Raw genomic sequence first — 19,310 nt, 5'->3', positions numbered from 1 at the left:
GAAATGCCGCGTCCCAATATTTTGATTTTAATGGCCGACCAGTTCAACGGGACGTTCTTTCCCGATGGCCCGGCCGATTTTCTCCATGCGCCACATCTGAAAGCGTTGGCGGAGCGGTCCGTCCGTTTCGCCAACAGCTATACGGCGAGCCCGCTCTGCGCACCGGCCCGGGCGTCCTTCATGTCCGGGCAATTGCCAAGCCGGACGCGGGTTTACGACAATGCCGCCGAATTCGCCTCTGATATTCCGACCTATGCGCATCATCTGCGGGCGGCGGGATATTACACCGGCCTTTCGGGAAAGATGCATTTCGTCGGTCCGGATCAGTTGCACGGCTTCGAGGAACGCCTGACCACGGATATCTATCCGGCGGATTTCGGCTGGACGCCTGACTATACCAAGCCGGGCGAGCGGATCGACTGGTGGTATCACAATCTCGGTTCGGTGACCGGCGCGGGCGTTGCCGAAATCACCAACCAGATGGAATATGACGACGAAGTCGCCTATCACGCCACCCGCAAACTATACGACCTGTCGCGCCGCCTCGATGACCGGCCCTGGTGCCTGACCGTCAGCTTCACCCACCCCCATGACCCCTATGTTGCGCGGCGGAAATTCTGGGATCTTTATGAGGATTGCCCGGCGCTCGACCCGCAGTCGGAAGCGATTGCCTTCGAGGAGCAGGACCCGCATTCGAAGCGGTTGCTGGAAGCCTGCGACCATCGGGCCTTCGATATCTCGCCGGACGAGATACGCCGGGCGAGGCGCGGTTATTTCGCCAACATCTCCTATATCGATGAGAAGGTCGGCGAAATTCTCGACGTGCTGAAGGCGACGCGCATGGAGGAGGACACGATCATCCTCTTCCTCTCCGACCACGGCGACATGCTGGGCGAGCGCGGCCTGTGGTTCAAGATGTGCTTTTTCGAGGGCTCGGCCCGTGTCCCCCTGATGATCGCAGCACCCGGCTGGCAATCGGCGCTTATCGACACGCCGGTCTCGACACTGGATGTCACGCCGACGCTCTGCGGTCTTGCTGGCCTCGATATCACCTCGCTCAAACGCTGGACGGATGGCGAAGACCTTTCGGCCTTGGCTGCGGGAACAGGCGAGCGCGGCCCGGTGCCGATGGAATATGCGGCCGAGGGTTCGATCACACCGCTTGTCGCCATCAGGGACGGCCGCTACAAGCTCTCGGTCTGCGAGGCCGATCCGCCGCTGCTCTATGATCTTGAGGCTGATCCTGGGGAGCGCACGAACCTTGCCGGCAATCCTGAGTTTGCCGACGTGCTGTCATCGCTTTCCGCCGAGATCGGCCGGCGCTGGCAACTGCCCGTTTTCGACGCATCGGTGCGGGAAAGCCAGGCGCGGCGCTGGGTGGTCTACAAGGCGCTGCGCAACGGCGCCTATTATCCGTGGGACTACCAGCCGTTGCAGAGGGCGTCGGAGCGCTACATGCGCAACCACATGGATCTGAATGTTCTGGAAGAGAACCAGCGTTACCCGCGCGGCGAGTAACGCTGGCAGGGATTATGCGGCGGCGTTGGCTCGCGGCGCGCCGCCCGTGGCCTGCACGGCAAGGCTGCCCGCCGCCACACCGGCCTCCAGGCATTGCTTCTCGCCCTCGCGCCGAAGCCAGGCATCGATGAAACCGGCATTGAACGCGTCACCCGCGCCGGTCGTATCGATGACCGGGACGCTCTTCGCCGCTGCATGGTGCAGTTCTGCCTGCGCGGAGACCCACGCGCCCTGCGCGCCGCCTTTCAGGGCGACGACAGGAAATGCATCGGAAAGCGCCCTGATAGCCGCCTCGGGGTCGGAATGGCCCGTGATCGCTTCGGCTTCTTCGAGGTTGGGCAAAAACACGTCGACGCCTTCGCAGGCTTTGAGCAGGCCCTTGTCGTAAATAAGCGAGGCATCCCAGCTCGGATCGAGCGAGACGGACAGTCCGCTATGCTTCGCACGCGAAACGAGATCGGGGATTTCGTGAAGCGTGGCGAATTCGGCGATGTGCAGATGGCAGGCCCTTTTCCAGCCAAAGGCGGCATCAAGGGTCGATGGGCGAGCAGCACCGGCACGCCGGGTCAGGAAAGCCCTGTCCTGGCCAACCACCGTTGCGACGGTGACCTGAGGCCCCGCATCCGCTGAGTGCTCCAGGAATTGCAGGTCCACACCGCTCTGCTGCATCTTCTCGCCGATGGCCCGCGAGAATGTGTCGGTGCCGAGCCTTGCCAGCAGCGTGGCCGTGCGGCCGATATGGGCGAAATGGGCGGCTGCAATGAAAGCCCCGCCGCCGGCGGCGATTTCCATGTCGCTGGCAAACAGTTCCCGGCCAAGCACCGGCAATTCGTCAAGCCCGGTGAAAATGAGGTCGCAATAGATGCGGCCAACACTGATGACCGCTGATTTATCCGTGACTGTCGTCATCATGCGCGGCCCAGAAGCTTTTCCGTCTTGGCATCGAAAACATAGAGCGCGCCTGCCTGCGCCTGGCATTGCAACCGGCTGCCCACAGTTGGAATGGACTTTCCTCTCGCCGTCGCGATCACGGACGTCGTTGCCGTATCGAGGTGAACCAGCGTTTCGGGGCCGAGCGGCTCCACGGCGGTGACCGTCCCTTCGAGGGAGAAGGCCCCTTGATTGGTCTCGCCTTCTCCAACAAGCAGATCATGCGGGCGAATGCCGATCAGCAGATCGCCCGTGGCCGACTGCGCAACGCTGTTATCTGTTCTCGTGCCGCGCAGCAGGTTCATCGAGGGGCTGCCGATGAACCGCGCGGTGAAGACATCCACCGGCGTCTCGTAAAGCTCCGAGGGCGTGCCGACCTGCAGGATATGACCGTCCTTCATGACGACGATCCGATCCGCCATGGTCATGGCTTCCACCTGATCATGGGTAACGTAAACGGTTGTCGTCTTAAGACGTTGATGCAAGCGCTTGATTTCAATGCGCATCTGCGATCTCAACTGGGCGTCGAGATTGGAGAGAGGTTCATCGAAAAGGAAGGCTGAGGGATCGCGCACCATGGCGCGGCCGATGGCGACGCGCTGTCTCTGGCCGCCCGAGAGGGCCGCGGGGCGACGGTCGAGCAATGCCTCAAGTCCGAGCACCCGACCGGCCTCTTCGATACGCCGGTTCTTTTCCGCCTTGTCGAGCTTTGAGGTATAGAGCCCGAAGCCTATGTTCTGGCGAACCGTCATATGCGGGTAGATCGCATAGTTCTGGAAGACCATGGCGATGTTGCGCTGTTTCGGTTCTTTCTCGTTGACGACGTTCCCGGCGATTCTCAGCGTCCCGCCGGAAATCTCCTCCAGACCCGCGATCATTCTCAGCGTCGTGGATTTACCGCAGCCGGAAGGACCGACGAAAACGACGAATTCGCCGTCTTCAATGGCAAGGTCGATGCCTTTGACCGCCTCCACCTTGCCGTAGCGCTTTACGAGTTTATTGAGTTCGATTGTCGCCATTATCGCGCTCCCGTCAGGGCGGTAAATTTCTCTGCAAGCTCTGCGGCTTTCGCCGCTTCGTGGTCGGTGGATCGTTGTGCCTCGGCTTCAAGAGTTCCAAGCTTGTCGCGATAGGCCGCAATCGCCTCCCGCATCGGTTCGGGGGCAGGGCCGCCGAAGCGGCTGCGCACGGCGACGAAGTGCTCGGGCGAGACGATCTGCCTGAACTTTTCCTCGTCGACGCCGGTCTCGCGTCCGGTCAGTTCCTGGAACGCCTTGCGGAACGGCTGGTAACCGTCGTTTGGCAGGTCACCCTTCAGCGCGACAACGCTCTTGGCGACGGTCGCGGCAATTTCATGGGCCTGCCGGAATGACAGGTCTTCGATGCGCACGAGGGAATCCGCCAGTTCCGTGATGGTGATGCAGGACCGGCGAATATTCTGGTCGACCCTTTCCGGATCGATACTGATCTTGCCAACAAGGCTGGCAAGGAGATCGAGCACCCGGCCGGCAGAGGCGAAGGCCTCGTAACCCATGCCCTGGGTTTCACCCTCGCTGTCGTTCATGTCGGTGAAGGGGGTGTTGTGCATCACGTCGAGCATGGTCCGTGCCCGCCCGAATGTCTGGCTGGCAAGGTGGCGCAGATGTTCGATCGGGACCGGATTTCGTTTCTGCGGCATTATCGACGAGATCTGCACCAGCGAATTCGGCACGTAGATTTGCCCGACTTCGAAGCTCGTCCAGAACTGGAAGTCCTGAATGAGCCTGCCGAGATGCAGGAACATCAGTTCGATCGCGCCATAGGTCGCCGTCGTATAGTCGACTGCGGCGATGCAGGAATAGGAATTGCGCAAGGGTGCCGCAAAGCCGAGAAGTTCTGCAACACGCGCCCGATCAATCGGAAAGCCCGAGGTGGTAATGGCGGCAGCACCCATCGGCGACAGATCGACGATGCGCCGTGCCTCGGTGAAACGGTCGATATCCCGGATCAGCACTTCGATGGCGGCAGAAAGATAGTGGCCGAAGGTGGTGGGCTGGGCCGGTTGCCCGTGGGTATAGGCGACGATGAGCGTCTTTTCATTGCGCTCGGCAGCGTCGATCAGGGCCGCCAGCAGAAGCCGCGCCTTGGCGGTGAGCGTGTCGATCTTCTCTTTCAGACCGATCTTGAAAAGCGTGTGGTCAATGTCGTTGCGCGAGCGGGCCGTGTGCAGGCGGCCGGCGATATCGACACCGATGCGGGCTTTCAGTTCCTTTTCAATGAGGAAGAAGAAATCCTCGACCTCGCCGGTATAGACCAGTTCCGACGGGTTGATGGTCCTGTCAATGTCATCAAGCGCTCCGGCGATTTTCGCTGCCGTGTCCGCATCGAGAATGCCGGTTTCGCGCAGCATGACCAGATGGGCGCGATCGATGCGGCGGAAACCGTCGACATGGTGGTTCTTGGCGCCGTCGAAAAGCGGACGCAGCACGGTTTCCTTGTAGACAGGATCGGGAAACTTGCTGGTGTCGGACAGGCGCGGGTTCATATCGGCCATGGTGTTATCCTTTCAGGCCTGCCAGCATCACACCGCGAACGATGTAGCGTTGCAGGACGATGAAGACGATAAGGGTTGGGATGGTCGCAATGGCAGCGCCCGTCATGATCATTTCCCACTGGATCTGCTGTTCCACGGCAAAGCTCGAGAGGCCGACCGGCAGGGTGTAGAGTTCCTTGCTGGTGGTGACGATGAGCGGCCAGAAGAATGCGGTCCAGTTGCCGAGGAAGGTGAAGATTGCCAGTGCGGAGAGCGCGGGCGTCACCAGCGGCAGGGCGACCTTCCACCAGATCTGGAATTCGTTCAGCCCGTCGACGCGCGCTGCCTCGATGAAGTCGTTCGGAACCGTCTCGAAGAACTGTTTCATCAGGAAGGTGCCGAAGGCCGTCATCATTCCAGGGAACATGATGCCCCAGTAGCTGTCGAGCCAGCCAAGCTGGCTGGACATCAGATACCACGGGATGACAAGCATTTCCGTTGGGATCATCAGCGTCGAAAGGATCGCGAGGAAGATGAAGTAGCGACCGCGGAACTCGAATTTTGCGAGCGTATAACCAACCAGGCTGTCAAAGAAGCAGTTGGAAAGGGTGACGATGACCGCAACGAAGATGGAGTTGAAGAACCAGCGGAGGAAACGGCCGTCGGCCATCACCGTTATGTAGTTTGCAAGCGTCGGTGCTGCGGGAATGAGCCGGAGGTCATAGACCTGGTCCGCCGTCTTGAACGAGGTCGAAAACATGAAGAGCAGCGGCGAGACCATGATCAGGCCGCCGATGAACAACAGCGTCCAGGCAAGGATGCGGCCGGGGCGGATGCGGGCGTGGGAGAGTGGCAGCGCTTCGCTCATTTCTTTTCCCTCAGGACCCAGAGCTGGACCAGCGATACGACAAGAAGAATGGTGAACAGGACGACCGTCTGCGCGGCGGCATAACCCATCGCATAGGAATTGAATGCGGTCTGGTAGATCATCAGCACCAGCGGTTTGGTTGAGCCGAGCGGGCCGCCCGGATCGTTGGTGGTCATGTTGTAGACCTGATCGAAAATCCGCAGGAAGCCGATCGAGGAGAAGACCACGAGGAAAACGGTGGTTGGTTTCAGGAGAGGCAGCGTGATCTTTCGAAGGATCGCCCACTCGCCAAGACCGTCGATGCGCGCGGCTTCATAAAATGTCGACGGAATGGAGCGCAGGCCCGCCATGAAGATGATGATCTGGAAACCGAGGCCCGCCCAGATGGCTGTCACCATGACCGAATAAAGCGCCTGATCGGTGGAGCGGATGAACGGCTGCTGCGGAATTCCGATCATCCCGAACACGTCGTTGATGATGCCGATCGGCGGCGGCTGATAGAACCAGCGCCAGACCCAGGCCATCGCCGCTGCCGTCGTCAGATAGGGCAGGAAATAGAGCGCGCGGATGAAGCCGTGCAGGATACGCACCCGATCGAGATAAAAGGCGATGACAAAAGCCAGAACGAGGCTGATGGGCGTGCCGATGATGAGATAGGTGAAGGTGTTCCTGAAGACCTTCCAGAATTGCGGGTCCTTGAACAGCTTGACGTAATTGGCGACGCCGATGAATTTTGCCGGCCGCAGCAGGTCCCAGTTGGTGAAGGACAGCCAGAAGGCCTGCAGTGTCGGGTAAAAACGGATGATGCTGTAAAACAGGATCGGGATAGCCAGAAAGCTCCAGATCCACACAAGCCGTTTCGTGCGCATGGAAAAGCGATCCCCGAAGGAGCCGCCGGGGCGGCCGGATGCCGCCCCCTGTTGATCGATCGCTGTCATGTCTGGACCTGGGTTTTAGGGTTTGGCCGCGTCGATGATTTCCTGCTCGGCCCCGGCGGCCTGCTTGATGGAGTCTTCGACGGATTGGCCCTCGAGCAAAATCCGGTTCGTCATGTCGATGGCGTTCTGCCGCTGGGCGGCCTCGTCCATGAACAGGGTGGTGTGGGCGTATTCGAGACCCTTCAGGAACGGTGCGTAGACCGGGTCCTTCAGGTTCTCTTCGGTCAGAGCTGCCGCACGCCGTGCCGGCAATTCGCCCACGGTCTTCAGCCAGATCGCCATGGCTTCCGGTGAGGAGATGTAGGCGAGGAATTTCTTCGACGCTTCAAGCTCTTCGCCGCTCGTCTTGGCGCTGATGCCGTTGGCAAAATAGCTGGCATAGTTGGAGCGGATATTCTTGTCATTGGTGGGAAGCTCGGTCACGCCCCACTCGAAGTCCTTGATGGTTCTGAACGATCCCAGCCGGAACGTGCCGTCTATGGTCATGCCCGCCTTGCCGGCGCGGAAGGCGGCCTGGCCTTCATCCATGAAGCCCACTTGACCGATCTTCTTTTCAAGCTGCAGGCTGGTGTAGAACTTCAGGGCCTGAACACCCGCCTCGCTGTCATAGGCGACTTTCTGGTCGTTGTCGGTGTAGGGCTCGCCGCCATATTGGCGGATGAGAACCTCGCGCCACCATTGGTGGTCCTGGCCGCCCATGTCGAGTGTGGAGCCTGCAACGGTGAGGTTTCCAGCGGCGTCGTGCTTGGCGATCTTTTCTGCGGCAGCGACGAATTCATCGAGCGTCTTCGGCGGGTTGGCGGGATCGAGGCCCGCTTCGGTGAAGAGCTTCTTGTTGTAGAAAAGTGCAAGCGAACGAACCGCCGTCGGCAGGCCGTAATAATCATCGCCGCGCTTCATGGCGCTGACGATCGGGAAGAAATCGCTTTCGATCTTGTCATGCGGGAAAGCGTCGGTCGGCAGCGGCTGCAAGATGCCGCCGGCTGCGAACTTGTCCAGCCAGCCGTAAAACAGCTGCATGACGTCAGGGCCCTTGCCGGACATGTTGGCGGCAATGACGCGCGTCTGGTAGTCGGCGTAAGGGAAGGTCACCTGTTTGACGGTAATGTCAGGATTGGCCTTCTGAAACTCCGCAATAAGCTCGTCCATCGCTTTGACGCGTGTGTCGAAGACATATTGCCAATATTCGATTTCAACCGCCTGAGCGGCGTTGAACGCAAATGTGCTGAAGCCGGCGACCAAGCCGGCGAACAAAGTTGCCCTGCGCATGTAAGCCTCCATTTTCCCCGCCCGGTCTTCCGGATGCGGAGTGATAGTTCCCTTTATCCGCGCTTTCGCGCGCTCTCATCGATTTGCCGGCAGCGGGATTTTCCGTGTTCCACCCCCATGCAAGCCTGACCCCCGGTCGCTCTCTACGGTTCTCTGAAGGCGGGCATTTGTCAATAAGATAATTTACTTGAATTATTATATTGCGCTTATCGTCATTTCAACGCTATGAATTTTCTAACGGACGGGAAGTTGAAGAGATGACGGTGCACACGGTGGATGCCTATCCCGTAGCAATCGGAAAAAATCCTGAGCGCAGCCGCGAGCACAACCGGCGAGTCGTCCTCGACATCGTCCGGCGGCACGGGTCGCTCGGGCGTGCACAGATCGCCAAGATCACGCATCTGACACCTCAGGCGGTTGCCAATATCGTCGATGAGCTGGTGGGGGAGGAGCTTCTGAAGGAGCTTGGCCGCCGCCGCACCGGCAGGGGCCAGCCGCCGATCCAGTTTGCCGTCAACCCGGATGGCGGCGCGACGATCGGGGTGGAGATCGCCGCCGACCACATGGTCACCGTCGGCCTTGATCTCGCCGGTGTGTTGCGCACCCATCGTGTCACGCCGCTCAAGGACACGACGCCGGAAGCCATATTCAAGACCTTTGCGGCAGAGCATGCCGCGGTTGCCAAAAATGTCGGTTGCAGGCTGCTCGGCACCGGCGTCGTCATGCCCGGACCTTTCGAGATCGACGGCATGACCTCGGTCGGCCCGACGACGCTCTCCGGCTGGGTGGGTATCGATGCCCGCCAGATGCTGAGCGAGGCCTGCGGCCAACCGGTCGTGGTTGAAAACGATGCGACGGCCGCCGCCGTCGGCGAGCGCCTGTTCGGTGCGGGCCTGGCGATCCCGAATTTCTGCATGATCTATTTTGGTGTCGGCATCGGTCTCGGCATCATTCAGGATGGCTCGCCCTATCGTGGCGCGTTCGGCAATGCCGGCGAAATCGGCCATGTGACCGTCTCGCCGAAGGGAAGGCCTTGCCCTTCCTGCGGGCAAAGGGGCTGCCTGGAGGCCTATGCTTCCGTTTATGTGCTCAAGGAAAAGCTCGTCTGCGCCGGTGTGGCGGATACGGAGCTTGATGATCTTGAGGCCCTGTTCAAGGCCGGTAATCCGGTGGTGATGGAGTGGATCGACGAGGCCGCCGTCCATCTGGCGCCGATGGTTGCGATGCTCGAGAACATTCTCGATCCGCAGACGGTCATTCTCGGTGGCGCGCTGCCGGAAATCATCATCAGCGAGATCATTGCGCGGATGGGGCATCTGCCGACTTCGGTCGCAAGCCGGCGGCAAAGGGAGTTGCCGCGCGTCATCCACGGCAAATCAGGACAGTTGACGGCGGCGCTTGGTGCCGCCGCCCTGCCGCTGTTCGACATCGTCACACCAAAACTTGAGACGTCCTTGGGCGCCGCAGCGCAGGTGCCCGGCTGAATATTGGAGGAGACCACCCATGCTTAACCCCCGGGAGCGCATCGAACGGCAGATGGCCGATCCATGGCTTGTGCGCCTGCATCGCAAACTGAGCGCACTGAAATCCGCTGTCACCGTCATGCACACCGGCGCGCATCCGGACGACGAGCAGAACGGACTTCTCGCCTATTTCCGGATGGAACTTGGCATGCGGACCATCATCGCCTGCTCGACGCGCGGTGAAGGCGGGCAGAATGCGCTGGGGCCTGAGCGGCTGGGCGCGCTTGGCGTCATCCGGTCGCGGGAGCTGGAGGAGGCTGCCCGCGTCATCGATGCGGATGTAAGCTGGCTTGGCCATGGCCCGGCGGATATCATTCACGACTTCGGTTTCTCCAAGGATGGTGACCAGACCTTCGGTCGATGGGGGCAGCAGCGCATCGTCGAGCGGCTGGTGCGCGCCTATCGCAAGGAACGGCCCGATATCGTCATCCCGACATTTCTCGATGTGCCGGGACAACACGGGCACCACCGCGCCATGACGCGCGCGGCGAAAACCGCGATCACGCTGGCGGCCGATCCTGCGGCCTATCCCGAACATTTCTCCGAGGGGCTGAAACCCTGGAAGGTGGCCAAATATTATCTTCCCGCATGGTCGGGCGGTGGCGACACCTATGATGACGAAGTGCCTCCGCCGGAGACAACGCTGATAGTCAATGCTCCGGGCAAGGAGGAGGCCACCGGTGCGCAATATGACCGTATCGGCGAATGGTCGCGTTATTACCATGCATCGCAGGGAATGGGGCACTGGCCGAAGCGGGCGCAGGAAGTCTGGCCGCTGCATCTTGAGCTCTCCAGCATCGCGGGCGGCGGGGAAAGTTCGATCCTCGACGGGCTGCCGTCGTCGCTGACCGATCTCTCGGATTTTCCCGGGCTAGACGCCGAATTGGCAAAGGCGCTGGTTGGGGCCGAACAGGAAATCACCGACGCAATCGCAGCCTTTCCCGACACGCAGCGGATCACGGCGTCACTTCTTTCGGCGGCAACTCTTTTGCAGAAGGTCGATGAGGCCGCAGCGCAGGATTTCAAGGCGTTGCACGGGCACCGGATCGCGCGCAAACGGGCGCAGGTCGATGCCGCTATCCTGACGGCGCTTGATCTTTTCGAGCGGGCTTATGCCCAGCCGGCAGAGATCGTTCCGGGCGGAACATCCGCGCTCTACGTGGAACTTGCTGACAAGGCGGGTGAGTTTCAGGTCGAAGTTACCCCGGTTCTTCCGGCTGGCGTTTCCTCATCCTTTCAGTCGCTAGGGCAGACGCGGGTCTTTTCACTTGTCGCCGATCAGGACGCCACTGTTTCCGGTCTCTATCAGCCCGATTGGAAAGCGTCAGGCGGCAATGGCCAGGCCTCGGTGCGCCTTTCCGCAAGAGTCGAAGGCCGGGACGTTTCGGCCAACTTCGATCTGGAGGAGCCGTTTTTCGTAACGCCCGCGCAGTCGCTGACGATCGCGCCCGATGCGCTTCTGGTTCCGCTTGGACAGGGGCAGGACGCCCATGTTTTTCAGGCGCATATAAGGGGTGCCGATGCGCCGCTGTCGTTCAGGAGTGCGGGCGGCTGGAACCTGCGCAAGAGCGGCAGTGACTGGGTGGCCGAACGCACCGGCGACGCTACGACGGGCCTTGCCCAGATCGAAGCGACTGTCGGTTCGCAGCCGGCTTTCCAGATCACGCCGATCGCCTATCCGCATATCGGACGGACGCGGTTTCTCGCACCTTCCGCTCTGAAAATCCTCTCGCTGGACCTCAAACTGCCCGAGGGTGCGCGCATCGGTTATGTCGGTGGCGGTGCCGACCGGGTCGGGTCATGGCTTTCTCGCATGGGTCTTGATGTCACCGAACTGGATGCGCAGGCGCTTGGCGGTGATCTCTCGTCGTTTACGACGATTGTTGTCGGCATCTTCGCCTTCGGCATCAGAAAGGATCTGGCTGCGGCAACGGAGCGGCTCCACCGATTCGTCGAAGAGGGCGGCCATCTTGTCACGCTCTATCACCGGCCGACCGATGGATGGAACCCGGAGACGACGCCGGTGAGGCGGCTTGAAATCGGCAAGCCGTCCCTGCGCTGGCGTGTGACCGATCCGAATGCCGAGGTGACGGTGCTGCTGCCCGATCATCCATTGCTTGTCGGGCCCAACACGATCAGTGCTGCTGACTGGACGGGCTGGGACAAGGAGCGCGGGCTCTATTTCGCCTCGCGCTGGGATGATGTCTATGAGCCCCTGCTTGCCATGCACGATGTCGATGAACAGCCCCTGAAGGGTGCGCTGGTCTCGGCGGCGATTGGCAAGGGCCGGCACACGCATACGAGCCTCGTCCTTCACCACCAGATGGACAAGCTGGTGCCGGGGGCGTTCCGCGTCATGGCAAACCTTGTGCAACCCGCGTGAATGGCCAGGACCAGAGTGAAAAACAGGAGAACCCGCGCGAAACCGATGCCCGCGCGGGCATCGGCTGGCTATTGCTGGATATGGCCCTCGTTTCGGGCGGAATGACAGCCCTCGTCAAGGCGCAGGGCGTTACCTATCCGGCCTTTCAACTCGTCTTCATCAGGGCGATGATCGGCCTGATCTTCATCCTGCCGCTCATCTGGCGGCACCGGATGGAAATGGTGAACGTCAAATATCCCTGGCGCAATCTTTTCCGAATCTGCTGCAACGCCATTGCACTCACCAGCAACTTCGTCGCCATCACACTGTTGCCGCTCGCCACCGTCAATGCCGTTGGCTTCTCTCGCCCGCTGGTGACGATGGCGATGGCGGTCGCCGTTCTCGGCGAAAGGGTGAGCCGATATCGCTGGGCTGGGGCATGCCTTGCATTTGTCGGCGTTCTCGTCGTCATCGGGCCGGGCGGCGCTGAATTCAACGCAGGCGTGCTCGTCGTCCTCGTCTCGGTGGTATTCGGTGCTCTTGCGGTGATCCAGACCCGGGCGCTTCGGCAGGAAAACACCACGGTGATGATGGTCTTCTATACGGTTGGCCTCGCCGTCATTACCGCGGTTCCGGCGATCTGGACATGGAAGCCGATCGCGCCGCTCGACTGGGGGCCGCTGCTCGCCATCGGCCTGCTTGCGCAAATGGGGCAATATTGTTTCCTGCGGGCTTATCGCATTGCCGATGCAAGCGTGCTCGCACCCGTCGGCTATCTGTCGATCCTGTTTGTGACGGCTGTGGGATATTTCCTGTTTGACGAGGTGCCCGAGGCCCGCGTCGTCTTCGGCATCGCCATCATTCTCGTCTCTCTGCAGGCAACGGCCTTTGTGGAATATCTCCTGAAGACGTTGCGCCACCGACGGTGACAGGTGTTGTAACTATCTCTGGTGCGCCAGAACCCTGAGGCGGATCCAGTTCAATGCGGCAAGCTTGAAGCGATCATAGAAGGACCGCGCGAAACGCACATATCGCATGATCCATGCGAACCAGGCATAGGTGAGGAGCTTCTCCCGACCCGCGTGATAAATGCGCTCGACAATCAGGAAGGTGGCGAGATGGGCAAGGATCGTCACGGCAACGCCCGTCTTGACGGTGCCGTGGGCGATGAGAAGCAGGCCGATGATTTTCATCGGTTCGGCAATGGCAAATGGCACCGCAAGCAGCAAAAGAATGGCAAGGCGCGGCAATCCGTCAATCCGGCTTTCCAGTTTCCTGATGAATGTCAGTCTGGAAATGGCCCTGATGATCGGCCGGTAGAGAGGGCGGAAAATGCCGTCGAGGACCAAGGCAAGCACGATAAGCGCCCGAATCGGAAAAATGAGGATCATCCGGATTCTGTTCTTCACCTCGGTCGGTCTCCGAAAAGGGCGTAACGTCATTCATCCTTAATCGCCTGAAACATGGCAAAACGAAGTTGTTTTTTCACGATCTGTTCTGCTGAACGCTCGCATACATGCCGGTGGTGCGAAATTCACTCGGATTGGTGCCGTAAAGCCTGCGGAAGACCTTGGAGAAGTAGTTCGGATCCTCGAAGCCGCACAGCACGGAAACCTCCTTGATGGGAATGTTGCCGGCCGTGGTGAGAAGCTTCGCCGCCCGCCGCAATCGTCGCTGCAGCAAGAATTCCGCCGGCGGCAGGCCTTCGCTTGCCGTGAAGATGCGGGAAAAATGCGCGCGGCTGAGGCCGGCGACGGCGGCAAGGTCACTGACGGAAAGCCGCTCGCCGAGATGGCTGTCTATGTAGCTCAGCACCTGCTGCAGGGTGCGATATTCACCGCCGAAGGAGGGATGCGAGCCGAAAACGTCGTCATAAAGCGTCATCGCCGCCTCATAGGCAACGGCGGAGGCCGCTCCCGGCGTTTCCGCGCCGTTGACGAGACGCGAACAGCAATAAGCGAGATGATCGATGGTTTCCGGCTGAAGCTTGAGGATAGGGCCGGTGACGGAGAGAATATTGCGGTGAATGCGCAGGGCTTCCTCGCCATTCATGGAAATCCAGAAGAATTCCCATTCCTTGCCCTCTTCCAGCCAGTAGCGATGGTTGTGAGGAATGAGCAGCAACAGGGTTTCACCCGGCTTCACCACATAATGACGGTTTTCGTAGCGCAGATTGCCCTGTCCGCCGATGCAATATTGCAGCACTGTGAACGGCGTCTGGCCGCGCCTTCGCCCGTCCCAATCATAGTTGCCGCCGCGGCGGATTTCATAGCCGCTGCTGGTGGGCATGGTGTGCAGGGTCTGGCGTCCGCGCGGCAGCGAGACGGTTCGCATGCCGGGTCCCTGATCGATCAAATCACGCAGCACAAAATTACCCATGAAAGCATAATCCTTCTCTGGTCCTGTCTCTTATTATACGCATAATCCCGATCCGAGGAGACAGCCAGCGGGATATTGCTGCTGAAAAATTGGGAGGAAGGCCGGTTTTCCGGGATTCTTACGGGTATTTTTCTGTAGCGCCATTTTATGATCCTTCGGCCCGTTTCACCCGTTCGATTTGCAACAGAGGTGGCGTTATGAGTTTCAAAATCGCTATTATTGGCGCAGGCAGCGTCGGTTTCACGAAAAAACTGTTCACCGATCTCCTGTGCGTGCCGGAGTTTCGCGACATCGAAGTCGCGCTGACGGATATCAGCCAGCACAATCTGGATATGATCAAGGCGATCCTCCAAAAGATCGTTGAGGCCAATGGTTTCCCGGTGAAGGTGACCACTGATACCGACCGGCGGCGGGCGCTGGAAGGCGCGAAATACATCATCAGCTGCGTGCGGGTCGGCGGGCTGGAAGCCTATGCGGACGACATTCGCATTCCGCTGAAATACGGCATCGACCAATGCGTTGGCGATACGATCTGCGCCGGCGGCATTCTCTATGGCCAGCGCAACATTCCGGTCATTCTCGATTTCTGCAAAGATATCCGCGAAGTCGCGGCACCGGGCGCGAAATTCCTGAACTACGCCAACCCCATGGCCATGAACACCTGGGCCGCCATCGAATATGGCAAGGTCGATACGGTCGGTCTTTGCCACGGCGTTCAGCACGGGGCTGAACAGATCGCCGAAATTCTCGGGGCGAAAAGCGTTTCCGAACTGGATTACATCTGCTCGGGCATCAACCATCAGACATGGTTCATCGATCTGAGGCTCAACGGCCGCAAGATCGGCAAGGAAGAGCTGATTGCCGCCTTCGAGGCGCATCCGGTTTTCTCGCAGCAGGAGAAGCTGCGCATCGACGTGCTGAAGCGTTTTGGTGTCTATTCGACGGAAAGCAACGGCCATCTCTCCGAATATCTGCCGTGGTATCGCAAGCGGCCGGAGGAAATCGCCCGCTGGATCGATATGTCCGACTGGATTCATGGCGAAACCGGCGGTTACCTGCGCCACTCCACCGAAACGCGCAACTGGTTCGAAACGGAGTTTCCGCAGTTCCTCGCCTCGGCGGCAAAGCCCATCGACCCGGCGAAGCGCTCCAACGAACATGCGAGCCACATTCTGGAAGCGCTGGAAACCGGGCGCGTCTATCGCGGCCACTTCAACGTCAGGAACAATGGCGTCATCACCAATCTGCCTTCCGATGCCATCATTGAATCCCCCGGTTTCGTCGACCGTTTCGGCATCAACATGGTCTCGGGCGTGACGCTGCCGGAAGCCTGTGCGGCCACCTGCATGGCCTCCATCAACGTGCAGCGCATGTCGGTGCATGCGGCGGTCAGCGGCGATATCGATCTGCTGAAGCTGGCTGTACTGCACGATCCGCTGGTCGGCGCTGTCGCCACGCCGGAGGAGGTCTGGCAGATGGTCGATGAGATGGTCGTCGCGCAGGCACGCTGGCTGCCGCAATATGCGGATGCAGTACCGGCGGCAAAGGAGCGGCTTGCGAAATCCAGCATCAAGACCCGCGACTGGGCCGGTGCCGCCCGCCGCAATGTGCGTTCCATAGAGGAATTGCGGGCCGAGAAATCGGCGCTGAAAAAGGCTGTTTGAAGGAAAAGGCATGGGAACAGGCCGGGCGGCGGAAGGGAGTTCGCCGCCACGGCCAGAACGATCACAGAGGGTGGGCGGTCGAAGAGCTGCCATTTGGGAGGAATGACGATGCAACTTCAACGCAAGATCGGTATCATCGCGGCATTGGGACTTGGTGTTTCGATGATCGCACTCAGTGCCAATGCTTTCGAGACCACCACGCCGCCAGAGCCGCCGCAATTTCCGGCGGAAGGCAAGATCAATTATGTGGCCCGCGACTCGATCCTCGAATTCAAGGCGCTGCCGAGCTACAGCGAGCCGGACTGGATCACTGAAAAATTCGAAAAAGCCGGCAAGCTGCCACCGCTCAAGGAGCGTCTGCCCGAGGAGCCGCTGGTTTACAAGACCGGCAACATGCCCGATGGTGTCGGCGTTTATGGCGATACCATGCGCCATGTGGTCGGCGGGCGGCCCGAGGGCTGGAATTACATTGCCGGCCAGAGCCAGGGCTGGGGCGGCATCGATATCGCGCTTTCCGAATGCCTGACGCGCACGGCACCGCTATTTCAGGTGGATGCCAAGGACACCGAACCGCTGCCCAATCTCGCCAAAAGCTGGGAATGGTCGCAGGATGGCCACAAGCTGACCATGCATCTCGTCAAGGGCGCCAAATGGTCGGACGGCGAGCCATTCAATGCCGATGACGTGATGTTCTACTGGGAAGATGCGGTCGTCGATCCCAATGTTTCGCCGCTTGGCGGCGGCGCATCGCCCGAAGCCTTCGGTGAGGGAACGACACTCACGAAGGTCGATGATTATACGGTGGAATGGACCTTCAGGAGCGCCTTTCCCAAGCAGTATCTCTACACCATGGCCTATCCGAGCTTCTGCCCCGGACCGTCGCATATTCTGAAACCGCAGCATCCGAAATATTCCAAAAACACCTATAACCAGTTCAAGAACGCCTTTCCGCCCGAGTTTATGAACATGCCTGTCATGGGCGCGTGGGTGCCGGTCACGTACCGTCCCGATGATATCATCGTGCTGAGGCGCAACCCCTATTACTGGAAGGTCGACGAGAAGGGCCAGCAGCTGCCCTATCTCAACGAGGTGCATTACAAGCTTTCCACCTGGGCCGACCGTGATGTGCAGGCCGTGGCGGGATCGGGCGATTTTTCCAATCTCGAGCAGCCGGAAAACTTCGTCGCTTCGCTGAAACGCGCTGCCGATCAGAATGCGCCGGCCCGCCTTGCCTTCGGGCCGCGGCTCATCGGCTATAATCTGCAGATGAATTTCTCCGCCAATGGCTGGGGCAATCCGGACGAGCGCGGGCAGGCCATTCGCGAGCTGAACCGCAATGAGGTGTTCCGTCAGGCGGTCACATCGGCCATCGACCGCAAGGCGGTTGGCGACTCGCTGGTGAAGGGGCCTTTCACGGCGATCTATCCGGGTGGCATTTCGTCTGGCACCAGCTTCTATGACCGCGCCTCCACGGTCTATTACCCCTTCAACCTCGAAGCCGCCAAGGCCGCACTCGCCTCGATCGGCCTGAAGGACACGGATGGCGATGGTTTCCTGAATTTCCCGAAGGAAACGCTTGATGGCCGCAATGTCGAAATTACCCTTCTCGTCAATAATGGCTATGCGACGGACAAGAGCCTCGCGGAAGGTCTTGTTGGCCAGATGGCGAAACTCGGCCTTCGCGTCGTCATCAACAGCCTCGATTCCAACCAGCGTGATGCCGCCCATTATGGCGGTCAGTTCGACTGGCTGGTGCGGCGCAATTCCACCGAGCTTTCGTCGGTGGTGCAGAATACCGAGCAGCTGGCGCCCGTTGGCCCCCGTACCAGCTGGAACCACCGCGCCCCTGAAGGCAAGGAACTGGATCTGATGCCGTTCGAAAAGGAGATGGCCGATCTCGTGCGCAAGTTCATCTCCTCGCAGGACAATGCCGAGCGGGCGGAACTGATGAAGCAGTATCAGAAGGTCTATACGCAGAACCTCTATACGATCGGTCTCACCGAATATCCGGGCGCGCTCATCGTCAACAAGCGGTTCTCGAATGTGCCGCAGGGCACGCCGATCTTCATGTTCAACTGGGCTGAAGACGCCATCATCCGCGAACGCCTTTGGGTCGCGGCTGACAAGCAGGGCAAATACGAACTCTTCCCCGAGCAGCTTCCAGGCAAGCCGGGTGAGGGCGGCCCGATCAACTAAAGCATTTCCAGGAAAAGTGGACCCCGGTTTTCCGTCCGGAAATGCGAAAACTTTAGAGAACTCCTCCCGGAGAAAACCCGGTACCGGTCGCGCGTGAAGCGCGGCCGGAGACACACGGATTACCCAATGGAGAAGACCGTTCGATGCTGAGATTTCTGACGATACGCATAGGCTCCGCCATTCCGGTGCTGTTGATCCTGAGCGTGGTGACCTTCGCCATCATCCAGGCACCGCCCGGCGACTATGCCGACTATATCCGCTCGCAACTGATGAACCAGGGCGGCGCGTCCTTCGAGCAGGCCGAAGCGCAGGCGCAGGCTTACCGTATCGAACACGGTCTCGATAAACCGCTCGTGGTGCAATATTTCAACTGGATCGGCGGCATCGTCACACGCGGCGATTTCGGTTACAGCTTCTACTACAACAAGCCGGTCGCCGATGTGGTTGGCGAACGCCTGCCGCGCACCATTGCGCTGGCGCTGGTCTGCCACATCTTTGCATCCGTTCTCGGCATCGCCTTCGGCATCTGGGCGGCTACACGGCAATATTCCTGGGTCGACAATCTTCTGTCGACCGTTGCCTTCCTCGGCATGACGATCCCGCGTTTCCTTATGGCGCTGATCCTCGTCTATCTCATGGTGTTTCATTTCGACGTGTCTGAGATCGGCAGCTTCTTCTCGCCGCAATATGGTGGCGCGCCATGGTCATGGGGCAAATTCGTCGATCTCGTCAGCCATGTCTGGCCGGTGGTTGCCATCGCCGTCTTCGGTGGCCTCGCCTATAACATGCGGGTGATGCGCGGCAATCTGCTCGATACGCTGAATGCGCAATATGTCGAGACGGCGCGCGCCAAGGGGCTTTCGGAAGGTGCGGTCATCATGCGCCATGCGGTGCCGAACGCCGTGCATCCGCTCGTCATGTATCAGGGCGTCGTGCTGCCCTACATGCTGAGCGGCGAGATCGAAACCGCGATCATCTTCGCGCTGCCGACCGTGGGGCCCGCCATTGTCGGCTCCATGGCGGTGGGCGATGTCTATGTCACCGCAACCTTCATGATGGTGCTGGCTGCAACGCTGATCGTCGGCAACATCATCGCCGACATGCTGCTTGCCATGCTCGACCCGCGCGTGCGCGAATTCGGGAGGGCCTGA

Annotated in this window: 15 protein-coding genes; 7 read left to right on the top strand and 8 right to left on the bottom strand. The window is 60.0% G+C overall.

Annotated elements, in window-relative coordinates; translation table 11 throughout:
• Window positions 1-3: 3 nt before the first annotated feature.
• Window positions 4-1,518 carry a choline-sulfatase gene (gene betC / locus OK142_RS15395; RefSeq protein WP_498683688.1) on the top strand — a complete coding sequence of 505 codons (1,515 nt, stop codon included), beginning with the start codon at window positions 4-6 and terminating at the stop codon, window positions 1,516-1,518.
• A gap of 12 nt (window positions 1,519-1,530) precedes the next feature.
• Here the strand turns inward: betC and OK142_RS15390 are convergent, their stop codons facing one another.
• Genes OK142_RS15390 through OK142_RS15365 form a run of 6 tightly spaced genes read right to left on the bottom strand, consistent with a single transcriptional unit; the run spans window position 1,531 to window position 8,047 of the window.
• On the bottom strand, window positions 1,531-2,430 hold the full coding sequence (locus tag OK142_RS15390; protein ID WP_498683687.1) for a carbohydrate kinase family protein: 900 nt from the start codon (window positions 2,428-2,430) through the stop codon (window positions 1,531-1,533).
• Window positions 2,427-3,467, bottom strand: a complete 1,041-nt coding sequence (locus tag OK142_RS15385) for an ABC transporter ATP-binding protein (protein ID WP_003499452.1) — start codon at window positions 3,465-3,467, stop codon at window positions 2,427-2,429. Before OK142_RS15385 ends, OK142_RS15390 begins: the two co-directional genes overlap by 4 nt.
• Window positions 3,467-4,981 (bottom strand): argininosuccinate lyase, encoded by a 1,515-nt coding sequence (argH, locus tag OK142_RS15380; protein WP_313613444.1) that lies wholly within the window; start codon window positions 4,979-4,981, stop codon window positions 3,467-3,469. Before argH ends, OK142_RS15385 begins: the two co-directional genes overlap by 1 nt.
• Window positions 4,982-4,985: 4 nt before the next feature.
• Window positions 4,986-5,828, bottom strand: a complete 843-nt coding sequence (locus OK142_RS15375) for a carbohydrate ABC transporter permease (RefSeq protein WP_003499456.1) — start codon at window positions 5,826-5,828, stop codon at window positions 4,986-4,988.
• Entirely contained in the window at window positions 5,825-6,766 is a 942-nt protein-coding gene (locus tag OK142_RS15370; RefSeq protein ID WP_003499458.1) for a carbohydrate ABC transporter permease, read from the bottom strand. The genes OK142_RS15375 and OK142_RS15370 overlap by 4 nt, the downstream gene beginning before the upstream one ends.
• A 15-nt stretch (window positions 6,767-6,781) precedes the next feature.
• Entirely contained in the window at window positions 6,782-8,047 is a 1,266-nt protein-coding gene (locus tag OK142_RS15365) for a sugar ABC transporter substrate-binding protein (RefSeq protein ID WP_003499460.1), read from the bottom strand.
• 245 nt (window positions 8,048-8,292) lie between these two features.
• On the opposite strand from OK142_RS15365, the gene OK142_RS15360 reads away from it, so the two are divergent.
• From OK142_RS15360 to OK142_RS15350, 3 genes are read left to right on the top strand one after another with little or no spacing between them, the layout of a single operon-like run.
• Window positions 8,293-9,519 (top strand): ROK family transcriptional regulator, encoded by a 1,227-nt coding sequence (locus OK142_RS15360; protein ID WP_498683684.1) that lies wholly within the window; start codon window positions 8,293-8,295, stop codon window positions 9,517-9,519.
• A 19-nt stretch (window positions 9,520-9,538) separates the two neighbouring features.
• Window positions 9,539-11,941: a PIG-L family deacetylase gene (locus tag OK142_RS15355; protein WP_498683682.1), complete on the top strand. Its 2,403-nt coding sequence runs from the start codon at window positions 9,539-9,541 to the stop codon at window positions 11,939-11,941.
• On the top strand, window positions 11,938-12,849 hold the full coding sequence (locus tag OK142_RS15350; RefSeq protein WP_498683681.1) for a DMT family transporter: 912 nt from the start codon (window positions 11,938-11,940) through the stop codon (window positions 12,847-12,849). Before OK142_RS15355 ends, OK142_RS15350 begins: the two co-directional genes overlap by 4 nt.
• A 12-nt stretch (window positions 12,850-12,861) precedes the next feature.
• Here OK142_RS15350 and OK142_RS15345 read toward each other — a convergent pair whose 3' ends face one another.
• Together OK142_RS15345 and OK142_RS15340 are read right to left on the bottom strand one after the other, a co-directional pair.
• Window positions 12,862-13,329 (bottom strand): hypothetical protein, encoded by a 468-nt coding sequence (locus OK142_RS15345; protein WP_498683680.1) that lies wholly within the window; start codon window positions 13,327-13,329, stop codon window positions 12,862-12,864.
• A gap of 76 nt (window positions 13,330-13,405) precedes the next feature.
• Complete coding sequence (locus OK142_RS15340; protein WP_498683678.1) at window positions 13,406-14,299, bottom strand: AraC family ligand binding domain-containing protein; 894 nt, start codon at window positions 14,297-14,299, stop codon at window positions 13,406-13,408.
• A 197-nt stretch (window positions 14,300-14,496) separates the two neighbouring features.
• Here OK142_RS15340 and OK142_RS15335 point away from each other — a divergent pair, with 197 nt between their 5' ends.
• From OK142_RS15335 to OK142_RS15325, 3 genes are all read left to right on the top strand, one after another.
• Entirely contained in the window at window positions 14,497-15,963 is a 1,467-nt protein-coding gene (locus OK142_RS15335; protein WP_498683676.1) for an alpha-glucosidase/alpha-galactosidase, read from the top strand.
• A gap of 108 nt (window positions 15,964-16,071) precedes the next feature.
• Window positions 16,072-18,159, top strand: coding sequence for an ABC transporter substrate-binding protein (locus tag OK142_RS15330; RefSeq protein ID WP_498683674.1), 2,088 nt, complete (start codon window positions 16,072-16,074; stop codon window positions 18,157-18,159).
• Window positions 18,160-18,302: 143 nt separating this feature from the next.
• Window positions 18,303-19,310, top strand: a complete 1,008-nt coding sequence (locus OK142_RS15325; protein ID WP_498683673.1) for an ABC transporter permease — start codon at window positions 18,303-18,305, stop codon at window positions 19,308-19,310.

This window comes from Agrobacterium sp. BT-220-3, assembly GCF_025910175.1.
Classification (GTDB): Bacteria; Pseudomonadota; Alphaproteobacteria; order Rhizobiales; family Rhizobiaceae; genus Agrobacterium; species Agrobacterium oryzihabitans.
The sequence above is the reverse complement of the archived record's forward strand: the minus strand, read 5'-3'. Positions and strand labels throughout refer to the sequence as shown.